This is a genomic window from Streptomyces subrutilus (assembly GCF_008704535.1).
Taxonomy (GTDB): domain Bacteria; phylum Actinomycetota; class Actinomycetes; order Streptomycetales; family Streptomycetaceae; genus Streptomyces; species Streptomyces subrutilus.
In genome coordinates this window covers 3,206,595-3,219,085 of record NZ_CP023701.1, presented here as the reverse complement: position 1 = coordinate 3,219,085, position 12,491 = coordinate 3,206,595, and the positions used below count along the sequence as shown (strand labels likewise).

The following is a 12,491-nucleotide window of genomic DNA, read 5'->3' as shown; positions in this document are numbered from 1 at the left end:
TCATGACGCGACTGGCCCCCATGTCCACCGCCGAGCCGGAGAGCGGCCCGTCCGCCGGGACCTCTTCGGAGGACGGCCGCACCGGGCCGCAGTGGTGGCACGCCCGGTGGGTGGTGCCGTCGGCGCTGGCCCTCGGGTACGTGCTCAACGTGCTCTTCCGGCTGTCCCTGGTGACCCGGCAGGACTATCCGACGGTCAACCCGGACGAGCAGATGTACCTGGTCATGGCCAGGATCATGGCCGGTCTGCCGACCACCGAGATCCCGGGCAACCAGGTGATCCCCGGTGGTTACTCGCTGCTCATCTCGCCCGCCATGCGGATCACCCAGGACCCGGTCTACGCCTACCACCTGATCCTGGGCATCAACGCCCTGATCAGCTGTCTGGTGCTGCCGGCCGCGTACTGGGCGCTGCGCCGGCTGAACGTCTCCCGGCCCGTCTCGTACGTCGTCGCGGCCGCCGCGGTGCTGCTTCCGCCGGTGGTCTTCTACTCGCAGTTCGCGATGGCCGACACCGCGCTGCCGGTCCTGGTGCTGCTCTGGCTGATCGGCGTGCACGGGCTGTTCTCCGAGGGCAGCCGCGGCCGTCGGATCAGGTTCGCCCTGCTGGCCTCCTTCGCCGCCGGCTACTGCCTGCTCACCCACGACCGCGGCGGCGTGATCATCGCGCTGACCGGCCTGGTGCTGCTGGTGGCGCTGGTCCTCAACTGGGTTCCGCGGATCGCCGCGGCGCTGGGGCTGGTCGTACTGGCCGTGATGTTCGTCGTCAAGCAGCTGATGACCGCCTGGCTGATGTCGCGGATCGACGGCGCCCAGCCGAGCGAGGTCGGCAACGCGGTCTTCCAGACCCTTGAGAACACCCGTCTGATGCGTCGCACCTTCATGCGGACGGTCGGTCACCTCTGGTACTTCATGACCAGCACCTGGGGGCTGGGCGCGCTGGCCCTGGTGGTCTGCGTGTGGGTGGTGTTCAGCTCCCGCTTCGCCCGCGCCGACCGGGTGGTGGGCTTCCTGATGGTCGCGCTGCTGGGCGGCATCGCGCTGGCCGCGGCCGCCGGCCTGCCCGCCGACCACCGGATCGACACGATCGTCTACGCCCGCTACCTCTCCCCGCTGGCCGCGGTGTACGTGGTGGTCGCGGTGGCCGCGCTGTACCACGTCCGCGGCTGGAAGAAGATCGTCGCGATCGGGGTGGCGGCCACCGCCGTGACGGCGGCACTGACGGCGGTGCTGCTGCGCATGGCCGTCAACGAGCTGCACAAGTCCTGGTTCATCCCGTGGGGCCTGCCCGACGCGACCTTCCTCTCCAGCCGCTGGTCGGAGGGGTGGGACAGTTTCCACGCGGGCCGGACCACCGCGGTCGCCCTGATCGTGTTCGCCGCCCTCGTGCTGCTGCGCCTGCTGGGCGCCGGCCGCCGGTTCGCGCTGGGCGCGGGTGCCGCCGGGATCGCGCTCGCCGTGTTCGCCGGAGCCGGGACGGCCGTCATCACCGACCGGGTCACCGAGCCCTGGACCGAGGAACGCTACGGCGACGGCACCGGACTGATCAAGGAGGCCGGCATCCGGCCGGGTGACCGTCTGGTGATGGACCGGGACCTGCGCTGGGAGGGCCGGACGACCCTGGCGTACACGGTGCTGGACGGCCGGGTCTGGACCCGCGCCCTGATCAAGGACGAGCAGCCGCCCGCGGAGGCCAACGTGGCCGTGCTCGCCCTCTTCGACGACAACGCCCCGGCCACCGCCAGCTGGCCCAAGGCTCCGGCCGGCTGGCACGTGGACCGCGACGTCCGGCAGCGCGACTACGTGGTCTGGCGACGCGGGTAGCCCGCGCCCCGTCCGGGCTGAGCCCCTCCGTCCTTCGCCCGTGCCGCGCACGCGCCCGTGCCCGGCACGGCAGCGGCGTCGATCCCCTGGACGGGGTCGACCACGGCGCTTCCCGCGAGGCGGCCCCTCCCGTCGAGGGAGCGGCCCACCGGCTCGGGCCGAAGGAGAAGGGGGAGGGCAGGGCCGTCCTCCGCCGGCAGGGCACGAAGCCCTTCGGGCTGCCGGGTGCTTCCGCTGCGCCCCTGTCCGGCGGCGTCGACCTGCTCGCGGACATCACGGGGTACTTCGGCATGTGACCCGCTCCGGCCGCCGACCGGCCGGTCCCGGGAGGTCCCGCACCCCACGGTGCGGGGCCGACCGGCCGTCCGCCACGGTGCGGGCGCGTGCGGTTTGACCACGGAGCGTGGCGGGGTATTCTCTTCGGCCCGATTGGCGCAGTACGTGCCTCGTATGGCAGACTACTCAAGTTGCTCGGTTGAGTGCCGATGCTGCGCGCCTCCCGCCGGGAGGACCGGAAGCGAGTCCCACAGTACTCGTCGTCCTTAATCTGCCTCTCGGGGCAGCAATGAGGGCGGACGTACGGGAATCTTCTGGGAAGCGTGAGCACGGGGCCGACCAGGCACTCGGTGGGTGTTCTTCCCCCGATCGCGGTCTTGGGACCGTACCCCCTTGGACGAGGGAATTTCCGTATGGGAATTTTCTGTAGAGGGTGTGCGACACGCCCGACCGCGTGGGTCGGAGGGGGAACAGTGGAGCGAATCGCTCCGCAGCCGGCCGGGAGCCAGAGCGTTTCCACAACAGACAGGACTACGGAGTAGCCATGGCGGGACAGAAGATCCGCATCCGGCTCAAGGCCTACGACCACGAGGTCATCGATTCGTCGGCGAAGAAGATCGTCGAGACGGTGACGCGCACTGGTGCGTCGGTCGCGGGCCCGGTGCCGCTGCCCACTGAGAAGAACGTGTACTGCGTCATCAAGTCGCCGCACAAGTACAAGGACTCGCGCGAGCACTTCGAGATGCGCACGCACAAGCGCCTGATCGACATCCTCGACCCGACCCCCAAGACCGTTGACTCGCTGATGCGCCTGGACCTTCCGGCCGGCGTTGACATCGAGATCAAGCTCTGAGAGGCGTCGAGAAGATGGCAAAGCAGATCAAGGGCGTCCTGGGCGAGAAGCTCGGCATGACCCAGGTCTGGGACGAGAACAACCGTGTCGTCCCGGTCACCGTGGTCAAGGCCGGACCCTGCGTCGTTACCCAGGTCCGTACGAACGACATCGACGGCTACGAGTCGGTCCAGATCGCCTTCGGCGAGATCGACCCGCGCAAGGTGAACAAGCCCCTCAAGGGCCACTTCGCCAAGGCCGACGTCACCCCCCGCCGCCACCTGGTGGAGCTCCGCACCTCCGACGCCAGCGAGTACACGCTCGGCCAGGAGATCACTGCCGAGGTGTTCGAGTCCGGCGTCAAGGTAGACGTCACGGGCAACAGCAAGGGCAAGGGCTTCGCCGGTGTCATGAAGCGGCACAACTTCCGGGGCCTCGGCGCCGGTCACGGTGTGCAGCGCAAGCACCGCTCCCCCGGTTCGATCGGTGGCTGCGCCACCCCTGGGCGTGTCTTCAAGGGCATGCGCATGGCCGGTCGTATGGGCAACGAGCGCGTCACCACCCAGAACCTGACCATCCACGCGGTTGACGCGGAGAAGGGTCTGCTCCTCATCAAGGGTGCGGTCCCCGGTCCGAACGGCGGCCTCGTCCTGGTCCGTACCGCGGCCAAGGGGGCTTGAGGTAATGAGCACCATTGACATCCTTTCGCCGGCAGGCGACAAGGCCGGTACCGTCGATCTCCCCGCGGAGATCTTCGACGCCAAGACCAGCGTTCCGCTGATCCACCAGGTCGTTGTCGCCCAGCTGGCAGCTGCCCGTCAGGGCACGCACAAGACCAAGCGTCGTGGCGAAGTCCGTGGTGGTGGCCGCAAGCCTTACCGCCAGAAGGGCACCGGCCGCGCCCGCCAGGGTTCGACCCGCGCTCCGCAGTTCGTCGGCGGTGGCGTCGTCCACGGCCCGCAGCCGCGTGACTACTCCCAGCGGACCCCGAAGAAGATGAAGGCCGCCGCCCTCCGCGGTGCCCTCTCGGACCGTGCGCGTCACTCCCGCATCCACGTCGTCACCGGCGTGGTCGAGGGTGCCGCCTCCACGAAGGCCGCCAAGACGCTGTTCGGCAAGATCTCGGAGCGCAAGAACGTGCTCCTGGTCGTCGAGCGTGCCGACGAGGCCGCGTGGCTGTCCGCCCGCAACCTGCCCCAGGTTCACATCCTGGAGCCGGGCCAGCTGAACACGTACGACGTGATCGTCTCTGACGACGTGGTCTTCACCCAGGCCGCTTTCGAGTCCTTCGTGTCTGGCCCCAAGGCCGATGAGACCGAAGGGAGCGACGCCTGATGTCTGAGGCGACCGTTACCAGCAAGACCTTCACTGACCCGCGCGACCTGCTGATCAAGCCGGTTGTCTCGGAGAAGAGCTACGCGCTGCTGGACGAGAACAAGTACACGTTCATCGTCGCGCCCGGCGCCAACAAGACCCAGATCAAGCAGGCCGTCGAGGCGGTCTTCTCGGTCAAGGTCACCGGGGTCAACACGATCAACCGTCAGGGTAAGCGCAAGCGCACCAAGACCGGTTTCGGCAAGCGTGCGAACACCAAGCGCGCCATCGTGACCCTCGCTGAGGGCGACCGAATCGACATCTTCGGCGGCCAGGGCTCCTAACGGAGTCCTGAGTCGTCCGGAATCGGACGAGGACTGAGAAATGGGTATCCGCAAGTACAAGCCGACGACCCCGGGCCGTCGTGGCTCCAGCGTCGCCGACTTTGTCGAGATCACGCGGTCCACGCCGGAGAAGTCGCTGGTTCGCCCGCTGCACAGCAAGGGCGGCCGTAACAACACCGGTCGGATCACTGTTCGCCACCAGGGTGGCGGCCACAAGCGCGCCTACCGCGTGATCGACTTCCGTCGTCACGACAAGGACGGCGTGCCGGCGAAGGTCGCGCACATCGAGTACGACCCCAACCGCACCGCGCGCATCGCGCTGCTGCACTACGCCGACGGCGAGAAGCGCTACATCATCGCGCCGAAGGCCCTCAAGCAGGGTGACCGGATTGAGAACGGCCCGACGGCCGACATCAAGCCCGGCAACAACCTGGCGCTGCGCAACATCCCGGTCGGTACCACGATCCACGCGATCGAGCTGCGTCCCGGTGGCGGTGCGAAGTTCGCCCGCTCCGCCGGTGCGTCCGTGCAGCTGCTGGCGAAGGAGGGCACCATGGCCCACCTTCGTATGCCGTCCGGTGAGATCCGTCTCGTCGACGCGCGCTGCCGCGCCACCGTCGGCGAGGTCGGCAACGCCGAGCAGTCGAACATCAACTGGGGCAAGGCCGGCCGCATGCGCTGGAAGGGCGTTCGCCCCTCCGTCCGCGGTGTCGCGATGAACCCGGTCGACCACCCGCACGGTGGTGGTGAGGGTAAGACCAGCGGTGGTCGCCACCCGGTCTCCCCGTGGGGTCAGAAGGAGGGTCGTACTCGCTCGCCGAAGAAGGCTTCGAGCAAGTACATCGTCCGCCGCCGCAAGACGAACAAGAAGCGCTAGGAGCGGGTTTAGATGCCGCGCAGTCTCAAGAAGGGGCCCTTCGTCGACGACCACCTCATCAAGAAGGTGGATGTCCAGAACGAAGCCGGCACCAAGAACGTCATCAAGACCTGGTCCCGTCGCTCGATGATCATCCCGGCCATGCTGGGCCACACGATCGCGGTGCACAACGGCAAGACCCACGTCCCGGTGTTCGTCACCGAGTCGATGGTCGGCCACAAGCTCGGCGAGTTCTCGCCGACTCGCACCTTCCGCGGCCACGTCAAGGACGACCGGAAGTCGAAGCGCCGCTAAAGGCGGGGTGGTTACGACTAATGACTTACACCGAAGGGACAACCATGGAAGCCAGGGCCCAGGCGCGGTACATCCGCGTCACGCCCATGAAGGCCCGCCGAGTGGTGGACCTTATCCGTGGCATGGATGCCACGGAGGCTCAGGCGGTCCTGCGTTTCGCCCCGCAGGCCGCGAGCGTGCCGGTTGGCAAGGTGCTGGACAGCGCCATTGCCAATGCCGCACACAACTACAACCACCCGGACGCCTCCACGCTGGTCATCAGCGAGGCGTTCGTGGACGAGGGCCCGACCCTGAAGCGGTTCCGTCCGCGTGCGCAGGGCCGTGCCTACCGGATCCGCAAGCGGACCAGCCACATCACCGTGGTCGTCAGCAGCAAGGAAGGTTCCCGGTAATGGGCCAGAAGGTAAACCCGCACGGGTTCCGGCTCGGCATCACCACCGACTTCAAGTCGCGTTGGTACGCCGACAAGCTGTACAAGGACTACGTCAAGGAAGACGTCGCCATCCGTCGGATGATGACGTCCGGCATGGAGCGCGCCGGCATCTCGAAGGTTGAGATCGAGCGCACCCGTGACCGCGTGCGTGTGGACATCCACACCGCTCGTCCGGGCATCGTCATCGGCCGCCGTGGCGCCGAGGCCGACCGCATCCGCGGCGACCTCGAAAAGCTCACGGGCAAGCAGGTCCAGCTGAACATCCTCGAGGTCAAGAACCCCGAGCTCGACGCTCAGCTGGTTGCCCAGGCCGTTGCCGAGCAGCTCTCCTCCCGCGTCTCCTTCCGTCGTGCCATGCGCAAGAGCATGCAGGGCACGATGAAGGCCGGCGCCAAGGGCATCAAGATCCAGTGCGGCGGTCGCCTCGGCGGCGCCGAGATGTCCCGCTCCGAGTTCTACCGCGAGGGTCGTGTGCCGCTGCACACGCTGCGCGCGAACGTGGACTACGGCTTCTTCGAGGCCAAGACCACCTTCGGTCGTATCGGTGTGAAGGTCTGGATCTACAAGGGCGACGTCAAGAACATCGCCGAGGTTCGCGCCGAGAACGCTGCGGCCCGTGCGGGCAACCGCCCGGCCCGTGGCGCGCAGGGCGCTGGCGACCGTCCCGCCGGCCGTGGTGGCCGTGGTGGCGAGCGCGGCGGCCGTGGTGGCCGCAAGCCGCAGCAGGCTGCTGGTGCCGAGGCCCCCAAGGCCGACGCTCCCGCCGCCGCTCCGGCCGAGAGCACCGGAACGGAGGCCTGACCGACATGCTGATCCCTCGTAGGGTCAAGCACCGTAAGCAGCACCACCCGAAGCGCCGCGGTATGGCCAAGGGCGGTACTGAGGTCTCGTTCGGCGAGTACGGTATCCAGGCGCTCACCCCCGCCTATGTCACGAACCGCCAGATCGAGGCGGCTCGTATCGCGATGACCCGCCACATCAAGCGTGGCGGCAAGGTCTGGATCAACATCTACCCGGACCGTCCGCTGACGAAGAAGCCTGCCGAGACCCGCATGGGTTCCGGTAAGGGTTCTCCCGAGTGGTGGATCGCCAACGTGCACCCGGGCCGGGTCATGTTCGAGCTGTCCTACCCGAACGAGAAGATTGCTCGTGAGGCGCTCACCCGCGCTGCTCACAAGCTTCCGATGAAGTGCCGGATTGTTCGGCGCGAGGCAGGTGAGTCGTGATGGCGACGGGAACCAAGGCGTCCGAGCTGCGTGAGCTCGGCAACGAGGAGCTCGTTGGCAAGCTGCGCGAGGCCAAGGAGGAGCTGTTCAAGCTCCGCTTCCAGGCGGCCACGGGTCAGCTGGAGAACAACGGCCGGCTCAAGTCCGTCCGTAAGGACATCGCTCGCATCTACACCCTGATGCACGAGCGTGAGCTCGGTATCGAGACGGTGGAGAGCGCCTGATGAGCGAGAACAACAACGTGACTGAGAAGACCGCGCGCGGCTTCCGCAAGACCCGTGAGGGTCTCGTCGTCAGCGACAAGATGGACAAGACCGTCGTCGTCGCCGTCGAGGACCGCGTGAAGCACGCCCTGTACGGCAAGGTCATCCGCCGTACGAACAAGCTCAAGGCTCACGACGAGCAGAACGCTGCCGGCGTCGGCGACCGCGTCCTCATCATGGAGACGCGTCCGCTGTCGGCGAGCAAGCGCTGGCGCATCGTCGAGATCCTCGAGAAGGCCAAGTAAGCACCTGAGGGGTTTCCCTCAGGTTCGTTCCGCCAGGCTCGGTGGGGGCCCAGCTCTCCGGAGTGAAGCCCCCGCCGGGAACCGGCAGACAAACAGGAGATACACGTGATCCAGCAGGAGTCGCGACTGCGTATCGCCGACAACACTGGTGCGAAGGAAATCCTTTGCATCCGTGTTCTCGGTGGTTCCGGTCGCCGCTACGCGGGCATCGGTGACGTCATCGTCGCCACCGTCAAGGACGCGATCCCCGGTGGCAACGTGAAGAAGGGTGACGTCGTCAAGGCGGTCATCGTTCGCACCGTCAAGGAGCGTCGCCGCCAGGACGGCTCGTACATCCGCTTCGACGAGAACGCCGCCGTCATTCTGAAGAACGACGGCGACCCTCGCGGCACCCGTATCTTCGGCCCGGTGGGCCGTGAGCTGCGCGAGAAGAAGTTCATGAAGATCATCTCGCTCGCGCCGGAGGTGCTGTAAGCATGAAGATCAAGAAGGGCGACCTGGTTCAGGTCATCACCGGTAAGGACAAGGGCAAGCAGGGCAAGGTCATCGTCGCCTTCCCCGCTGACAACCGCGTCCTGGTCGAGGGTGTCAACCGGGTCAAGAAGCACACCAAGGCCGGTCAGACCGCTGGTGGGTCCCAGACCGGTGGCATCGTGATCACCGAGGCGCCGATCCACGTCAGCAACGTTCAGCTGGTCGTGGAGAAGGACGGCCAGAAGGTCGTTACCCGCGTCGGGTTCCGCTTCGACGACGAGGGCAACAAGATCCGCGTTGCCAAGCGGACGGGTGAGGACATCTGATGGCTACCACTCCGCGTCTCAAGACGAAGTACCGCGAGGACATCGCGGGCAAGCTGCGTGAGGAGTTCTCCTACGAGAACGTCATGCAGATCCCCGGCCTCGTGAAGATCGTGGTCAACATGGGTGTGGGCGACGCCGCCCGCGACTCCAAGCTGATCGACGGCGCCATCAAGGACCTGACGACGATCACCGGTCAGAAGCCGGCCGTCACGAAGGCCCGGAAGTCCATCGCGCAGTTCAAGCTGCGTGAGGGTCAGCCGATCGGCTGCCACGTCACCCTCCGTGGTGACCGCATGTGGGAGTTCCTGGACCGTACGCTGTCGCTCGCGCTGCCGCGTATCCGTGACTTCCGTGGTCTGTCGCCGAAGCAGTTCGACGGCCGTGGCAACTACACCTTCGGTCTCACGGAGCAGGTCATGTTCCACGAGATCGACCAGGACAAGATCGACCGTACCCGGGGTATGGACATCACCGTGGTCACCACGGCGACCAACGACGACGAGGGCCGCGCCCTCCTTCGTCACCTCGGCTTCCCCTTCAAGGAGGCGTAAGCGAGATGGCGAAGAAGGCTCTCATCGCGAAGGCTGCCCGCAAGCCCAAGTTCGGTGTGCGTGCGTACACCCGCTGCCAGCGCTGCGGTCGTCCCCACTCCGTGTACCGCAAGTTCGGCCTGTGCCGCGTCTGCCTTCGTGAGATGGCTCACCGTGGCGAGCTGCCGGGCGTGACCAAGAGCTCCTGGTAACTCCCTCTCGTCCGCAAGGACTTGAGGAGCACCAGGCACTCTCGGTAAGCATCTGGTCGGCAGATGCCCGGCCCCACATGCCGTAGGCTTGTGTGGTTGGGCGTCTGCCGCCCATAACGACTTACTACGCCGTAGGTCCCCGCACCGCACCCGTCCCGCCACTGAGTGGGGAGAGGGATGGCGCATACAGGAAACCCCGGCGAGAGAGGCCGAAGGCCACTTCATGACCATGACTGACCCGATCGCAGACATGCTCACGCGTCTGCGTAACGCTAACTCGGCGTACCACGACACCGTCGTGATGCCGCACAGCAAGATCAAGTCGCACATCGCAGAGATCCTCAAGCAGGAGGGTTTCATCACCGGCTGGAAGGTCGAGGACGCCGAGGTCGGCAAGAACCTCGTCCTCGAGCTGAAGTTCGGGCCGAACCGTGAGCGCTCCATCGCGGGCATCAAGCGGATCTCGAAGCCCGGTCTGCGCGTGTACGCGAAGTCCACCAACCTGCCGAAGGTGCTCGGCGGCCTGGGCGTGGCGATCATCTCCACGTCCCACGGTCTGCTCACCGGCCAGCAGGCAGGCAAGAAGGGCGTAGGTGGGGAAGTCCTCGCCTACGTCTGGTAGTCGGGAACGGAGGAAAAGCAATGTCGCGAATCGGCAAGCTCCCCATCCAGGTTCCCGCCGGTGTGGACGTCACCATCGATGGCCGCACGGTCGCGGTGAAGGGCCCCAAGGGTTCCCTCTCGCACACCGTCGCCGCGCCGATCGAGATCGTCAAGGGTGAGGAAGGCGTTCTGAACGTCACCCGCCCCAACGACGAGCGTCAGAACAAGGCCCTGCACGGCCTGTCCCGCACGCTGGTGGCGAACATGATCACCGGCGTGACCACGGGTTACGTCAAGGCGCTCGAGATCAGCGGTGTCGGTTACCGCGTCGCCGCGAAGGGCTCCAACCTGGAGTTCCAGCTTGGTTACAGCCACCCGATCCTGATCGAGGCGCCCGAGGGCATCTCCTTCAAGGTCGAGTCGCCCACCAAGTTCTCGGTCGAGGGCATCGACAAGCAGAAGGTCGGCGAGGTCGCCGCCAACATCCGCAAGCTGCGGAAGCCCGACCCGTACAAGGCCAAGGGTGTCAAGTACGCCGGCGAAGTCATCCGCCGCAAGGTCGGAAAGGCTGGTAAGTAGCCATGGCATACGGTGTGAAGATCGCCAAGGGCGACGCGTACAAGCGTGCCGCCAAGGCTCGCCGCCACATCCGCATCCGCAAGAACGTCTCGGGTACGGCGGAGCGTCCGCGCCTCGTCGTGACGCGTTCCAACCGCAACATCGTTGCTCAGGTCATCGACGACCTCCAGGGTCACACCCTGGCGTCCGCGTCGACCCTGGACACCTCGATCCGCGGTGGCGAAGGCGACAAGAGCGCCCAGGCCCAGGCCGTCGGCGCGCTCGTCGCCGAGCGTGCCAAGGCTGCGGGTGTCGAGACCGTCGTGTTCGACCGCGGTGGCAACCGATACGCCGGGCGCATTGCCGCTCTGGCTGACGCCGCCCGCGAAGCCGGGCTGAAGTTCTAAGCCCCGGTTCCGGGACTCACGGACGTAACAGAGAGAGGTAATCCAATGGCTGGACCCCAGCGCCGCGGAAGCGGTGCCGGTGGCGGCGAGCGGCGGGACCGGAAGGGTCGCGACGGTGGCCCTGCCGCCGAGAAGACCGCTTACGTTGAGCGCGTCGTAGCGATCAACCGCGTCGCCAAGGTTGTCAAGGGTGGTCGCCGCTTCAGCTTCACCGCGCTGGTCGTGGTGGGCGACGGTGACGGCACTGTAGGTGTCGGTTACGGCAAGGCCAAGGAAGTTCCCGCGGCCATTGCCAAGGGTGTCGAGGAAGCCAAGAAGAACTTCTTCAAGGTTCCGCGCATCCAGGGCACCATCCCTCACCCGATCACGGGCGAGCGTGCCGCGGGCGTCGTGCTGCTGAAGCCGGCTTCCCCCGGTACCGGCGTCATCGCCGGTGGCCCGGTGCGCGCCGTTCTGGAGTGCGCCGGCGTTCACGACATCCTGTCGAAGTCGCTCGGCTCGTCCAACGCGATCAACATCGTGCACGCGACCGTGGCGGCCCTGAAGGGTCTGCAGCGTCCCGAGGAGATCGCGGCCCGCCGCGGTCTGCCCCTTGAGGACGTCGCTCCCGCGGCCCTGCTGCGTGCGCGTGCCGGGGCGGGTGCTGCGTAATGGCCCGCCTCAAGATCACGCAGACGAAGTCGTACATCGGCAGCAAGCAGAACCACCGTGACACGCTGCGTTCGCTCGGGCTCAAGCGCCTGAACGACGTGGTCGTCAAGGAGGACCGCCCCGAGTTCCGCGGAATGGTGCAGACCGTCCGCCACCTCGTGACGGTTGAGGAGGTTGACTAACATGGCTGAGAACAGCCCGCTGAAGGCCCACAACCTCCGTCCCGCCCCCGGCGCCAAGACCGCGAAGACCCGTGTCGGTCGTGGTGAGGCGTCGAAGGGTAAGACGGCCGGTCGTGGTACGAAGGGCCAGAAGGCCCGTTACCAGATCCCGCAGCGCTTCGAGGGCGGGCAGATGCCCCTCCACATGCGCCTGCCGAAGCTCAAGGGCTTCAAGAACCCGTTCCGCACCGAGTTCCAGGTCGTGAACCTGGACAAGCTCGGCGCTCTCTACCCCGAGGGTGGAGAAGTCACGGTGGCCGACCTGGTCGCCAAGGGCGCGGTTCGCAAGAACAGCCTCGTCAAGGTCCTGGGCCAGGGCGAGATCTCCGTGGCGCTGCAGGTTTCGGTTGACGCCGTCTCCGGCTCCGCCAAGGAGAAGATCGCCGCCGCCGGTGGCACTGTCACCGAGCTCGTCTAAGACGAATCCAGTGGCTAAATAGCTCGAAACCCGACCGGGGATGCCTCACATATGGGGCATCCCCGGTTGGTCGTTCCACGGGGGGCACTGTCGCCGGTAAGGTGGCCTGCACCTTTGCATGTACGTATTCGTCGATCCCTCAGACCGTCACCTCTGACGCAGTA

General features: G+C 66.7%; 22 protein-coding genes. All 22 read left to right on the top strand.

Features of this window, described 5'->3' with window-relative positions; translation table 11 throughout:
* Window positions 1-2: 2 nt before the first annotated feature.
* The 22 genes from CP968_RS13910 (at window position 3) to rplO (ending at window position 12,327) form a co-directional block, all read left to right on the top strand.
* Window positions 3-1,823 carry a hypothetical protein gene (locus CP968_RS13910; RefSeq protein ID WP_150518313.1) on the top strand — a complete coding sequence of 607 codons (1,821 nt, stop codon included), beginning with the start codon at window positions 3-5 and terminating at the stop codon, window positions 1,821-1,823.
* A gap of 820 nt (window positions 1,824-2,643) precedes the next feature.
* Window positions 2,644-2,952, top strand: coding sequence for a 30S ribosomal protein S10 (gene rpsJ / locus CP968_RS13905; protein ID WP_003948644.1), 309 nt, complete (start codon window positions 2,644-2,646; stop codon window positions 2,950-2,952).
* A 14-nt stretch (window positions 2,953-2,966) separates the two neighbouring features.
* Window positions 2,967-3,611, top strand: a complete 645-nt coding sequence (gene rplC, locus CP968_RS13900) for a 50S ribosomal protein L3 (RefSeq protein WP_007265899.1) — start codon at window positions 2,967-2,969, stop codon at window positions 3,609-3,611.
* Window positions 3,612-3,615: 4 nt separating this feature from the next.
* Entirely contained in the window at window positions 3,616-4,266 is a 651-nt protein-coding gene (gene rplD / locus CP968_RS13895) for a 50S ribosomal protein L4 (protein ID WP_150518312.1), read from the top strand.
* Entirely contained in the window at window positions 4,266-4,589 is a 324-nt protein-coding gene (rplW, locus tag CP968_RS13890) for a 50S ribosomal protein L23 (protein ID WP_073912895.1), read from the top strand. Before rplD ends, rplW begins: the two co-directional genes overlap by 1 nt.
* A 40-nt stretch (window positions 4,590-4,629) precedes the next feature.
* Complete coding sequence (gene rplB / locus CP968_RS13885) at window positions 4,630-5,466, top strand: 50S ribosomal protein L2 (RefSeq protein ID WP_008739715.1); 837 nt, start codon at window positions 4,630-4,632, stop codon at window positions 5,464-5,466.
* A 12-nt stretch (window positions 5,467-5,478) separates the two neighbouring features.
* Entirely contained in the window at window positions 5,479-5,760 is a 282-nt protein-coding gene (gene rpsS, locus CP968_RS13880; RefSeq protein WP_142214205.1) for a 30S ribosomal protein S19, read from the top strand.
* A 44-nt stretch (window positions 5,761-5,804) separates the two neighbouring features.
* Complete coding sequence (gene rplV, locus CP968_RS13875) at window positions 5,805-6,152, top strand: 50S ribosomal protein L22 (RefSeq protein ID WP_037792011.1); 348 nt, start codon at window positions 5,805-5,807, stop codon at window positions 6,150-6,152.
* The gene (gene rpsC, locus CP968_RS13870; protein ID WP_008739710.1) at window positions 6,152-6,994 is read left to right on the top strand and encodes a 30S ribosomal protein S3; all 843 of its coding nucleotides are present in this window, start codon (window positions 6,152-6,154) and stop codon (window positions 6,992-6,994) included. The genes rplV and rpsC overlap by 1 nt, the downstream gene beginning before the upstream one ends.
* A gap of 5 nt (window positions 6,995-6,999) precedes the next feature.
* Window positions 7,000-7,419 (top strand): 50S ribosomal protein L16, encoded by a 420-nt coding sequence (gene rplP, locus CP968_RS13865; RefSeq protein ID WP_030026326.1) that lies wholly within the window; start codon window positions 7,000-7,002, stop codon window positions 7,417-7,419.
* Window positions 7,419-7,643, top strand: a complete 225-nt coding sequence (gene rpmC / locus CP968_RS13860) for a 50S ribosomal protein L29 (protein WP_008739703.1) — start codon at window positions 7,419-7,421, stop codon at window positions 7,641-7,643. Before rplP ends, rpmC begins: the two co-directional genes overlap by 1 nt.
* Window positions 7,643-7,927, top strand: coding sequence for a 30S ribosomal protein S17 (rpsQ, locus tag CP968_RS13855; RefSeq protein WP_150518311.1), 285 nt, complete (start codon window positions 7,643-7,645; stop codon window positions 7,925-7,927). Before rpmC ends, rpsQ begins: the two co-directional genes overlap by 1 nt.
* A 105-nt stretch (window positions 7,928-8,032) precedes the next feature.
* On the top strand, window positions 8,033-8,401 hold the full coding sequence (rplN, locus tag CP968_RS13850) for a 50S ribosomal protein L14 (RefSeq protein WP_008739701.1): 369 nt from the start codon (window positions 8,033-8,035) through the stop codon (window positions 8,399-8,401).
* 2 nt (window positions 8,402-8,403) lie between these two features.
* Window positions 8,404-8,727 (top strand): 50S ribosomal protein L24, encoded by a 324-nt coding sequence (rplX, locus tag CP968_RS13845; RefSeq protein WP_031146581.1) that lies wholly within the window; start codon window positions 8,404-8,406, stop codon window positions 8,725-8,727.
* The gene (gene rplE / locus CP968_RS13840) at window positions 8,727-9,278 is read left to right on the top strand and encodes a 50S ribosomal protein L5 (protein WP_030388859.1); all 552 of its coding nucleotides are present in this window, start codon (window positions 8,727-8,729) and stop codon (window positions 9,276-9,278) included. Before rplX ends, rplE begins: the two co-directional genes overlap by 1 nt.
* A gap of 5 nt (window positions 9,279-9,283) precedes the next feature.
* Window positions 9,284-9,469: a type Z 30S ribosomal protein S14 gene (locus CP968_RS13835; RefSeq protein WP_003956452.1), complete on the top strand. Its 186-nt coding sequence runs from the start codon at window positions 9,284-9,286 to the stop codon at window positions 9,467-9,469.
* Between the two features lie 223 nt (window positions 9,470-9,692).
* Window positions 9,693-10,091: a 30S ribosomal protein S8 gene (gene rpsH / locus CP968_RS13825; RefSeq protein ID WP_007265911.1), complete on the top strand. Its 399-nt coding sequence runs from the start codon at window positions 9,693-9,695 to the stop codon at window positions 10,089-10,091.
* A gap of 20 nt (window positions 10,092-10,111) precedes the next feature.
* Window positions 10,112-10,651 carry a 50S ribosomal protein L6 gene (rplF, locus tag CP968_RS13820; protein ID WP_150518310.1) on the top strand — a complete coding sequence of 180 codons (540 nt, stop codon included), beginning with the start codon at window positions 10,112-10,114 and terminating at the stop codon, window positions 10,649-10,651.
* 2 nt (window positions 10,652-10,653) lie between these two features.
* A complete protein-coding gene (rplR, locus tag CP968_RS13815; protein ID WP_008739696.1) occupies window positions 10,654-11,037 on the top strand; it encodes a 50S ribosomal protein L18 in 384 nt (127 codons plus the stop codon).
* A 45-nt stretch (window positions 11,038-11,082) separates the two neighbouring features.
* Entirely contained in the window at window positions 11,083-11,688 is a 606-nt protein-coding gene (gene rpsE / locus CP968_RS13810) for a 30S ribosomal protein S5 (RefSeq protein ID WP_030298218.1), read from the top strand.
* Window positions 11,688-11,870 carry a 50S ribosomal protein L30 gene (gene rpmD, locus CP968_RS13805; protein ID WP_053682614.1) on the top strand — a complete coding sequence of 61 codons (183 nt, stop codon included), beginning with the start codon at window positions 11,688-11,690 and terminating at the stop codon, window positions 11,868-11,870. Before rpsE ends, rpmD begins: the two co-directional genes overlap by 1 nt.
* A 1-nt stretch (window position 11,871) precedes the next feature.
* Window positions 11,872-12,327, top strand: a complete 456-nt coding sequence (gene rplO, locus CP968_RS13800) for a 50S ribosomal protein L15 (protein ID WP_053682613.1) — start codon at window positions 11,872-11,874, stop codon at window positions 12,325-12,327.
* Window positions 12,328-12,491: the final 164 nt, after the last annotated feature.

Bases quoted from the DNA above. Each gene is read 5' to 3' on its own strand.
- CP968_RS13910 (WP_150518313.1), top strand. From the start codon at position 3: ATGACGCGACTGGCCCCCATGTCCACCGCCGAGCCGGAGAGCGGCCCG.
- rpsJ (WP_003948644.1), top strand. From the start codon at position 2,644: ATGGCGGGACAGAAGATCCGCATCCGGCTCAAGGCCTACGACCACGAG.
- rplC (WP_007265899.1), top strand. From the start codon at position 2,967: ATGGCAAAGCAGATCAAGGGCGTCCTGGGCGAGAAGCTCGGCATGACC.
- rplD (WP_150518312.1), top strand. From the start codon at position 3,616: ATGAGCACCATTGACATCCTTTCGCCGGCAGGCGACAAGGCCGGTACC.
- rplW (WP_073912895.1), top strand. From the start codon at position 4,266: ATGTCTGAGGCGACCGTTACCAGCAAGACCTTCACTGACCCGCGCGAC.
- rplB (WP_008739715.1), top strand. From the start codon at position 4,630: ATGGGTATCCGCAAGTACAAGCCGACGACCCCGGGCCGTCGTGGCTCC.
- rpsS (WP_142214205.1), top strand. From the start codon at position 5,479: ATGCCGCGCAGTCTCAAGAAGGGGCCCTTCGTCGACGACCACCTCATC.
- rplV (WP_037792011.1), top strand. From the start codon at position 5,805: ATGGAAGCCAGGGCCCAGGCGCGGTACATCCGCGTCACGCCCATGAAG.
- rpsC (WP_008739710.1), top strand. From the start codon at position 6,152: ATGGGCCAGAAGGTAAACCCGCACGGGTTCCGGCTCGGCATCACCACC.
- rplP (WP_030026326.1), top strand. From the start codon at position 7,000: ATGCTGATCCCTCGTAGGGTCAAGCACCGTAAGCAGCACCACCCGAAG.
- rpmC (WP_008739703.1), top strand. From the start codon at position 7,419: ATGGCGACGGGAACCAAGGCGTCCGAGCTGCGTGAGCTCGGCAACGAG.
- rpsQ (WP_150518311.1), top strand. From the start codon at position 7,643: ATGAGCGAGAACAACAACGTGACTGAGAAGACCGCGCGCGGCTTCCGC.
- rplX (WP_031146581.1), top strand. From the start codon at position 8,404: ATGAAGATCAAGAAGGGCGACCTGGTTCAGGTCATCACCGGTAAGGAC.
- rplE (WP_030388859.1), top strand. From the start codon at position 8,727: ATGGCTACCACTCCGCGTCTCAAGACGAAGTACCGCGAGGACATCGCG.
- CP968_RS13835 (WP_003956452.1), top strand. From the start codon at position 9,284: ATGGCGAAGAAGGCTCTCATCGCGAAGGCTGCCCGCAAGCCCAAGTTC.
- rpsH (WP_007265911.1), top strand. From the start codon at position 9,693: ATGACCATGACTGACCCGATCGCAGACATGCTCACGCGTCTGCGTAAC.
- rplF (WP_150518310.1), top strand. From the start codon at position 10,112: ATGTCGCGAATCGGCAAGCTCCCCATCCAGGTTCCCGCCGGTGTGGAC.
- rplR (WP_008739696.1), top strand. From the start codon at position 10,654: ATGGCATACGGTGTGAAGATCGCCAAGGGCGACGCGTACAAGCGTGCC.
- rpsE (WP_030298218.1), top strand. From the start codon at position 11,083: ATGGCTGGACCCCAGCGCCGCGGAAGCGGTGCCGGTGGCGGCGAGCGG.
- rpmD (WP_053682614.1), top strand. From the start codon at position 11,688: ATGGCCCGCCTCAAGATCACGCAGACGAAGTCGTACATCGGCAGCAAG.
- rplO (WP_053682613.1), top strand. From the start codon at position 11,872: ATGGCTGAGAACAGCCCGCTGAAGGCCCACAACCTCCGTCCCGCCCCC.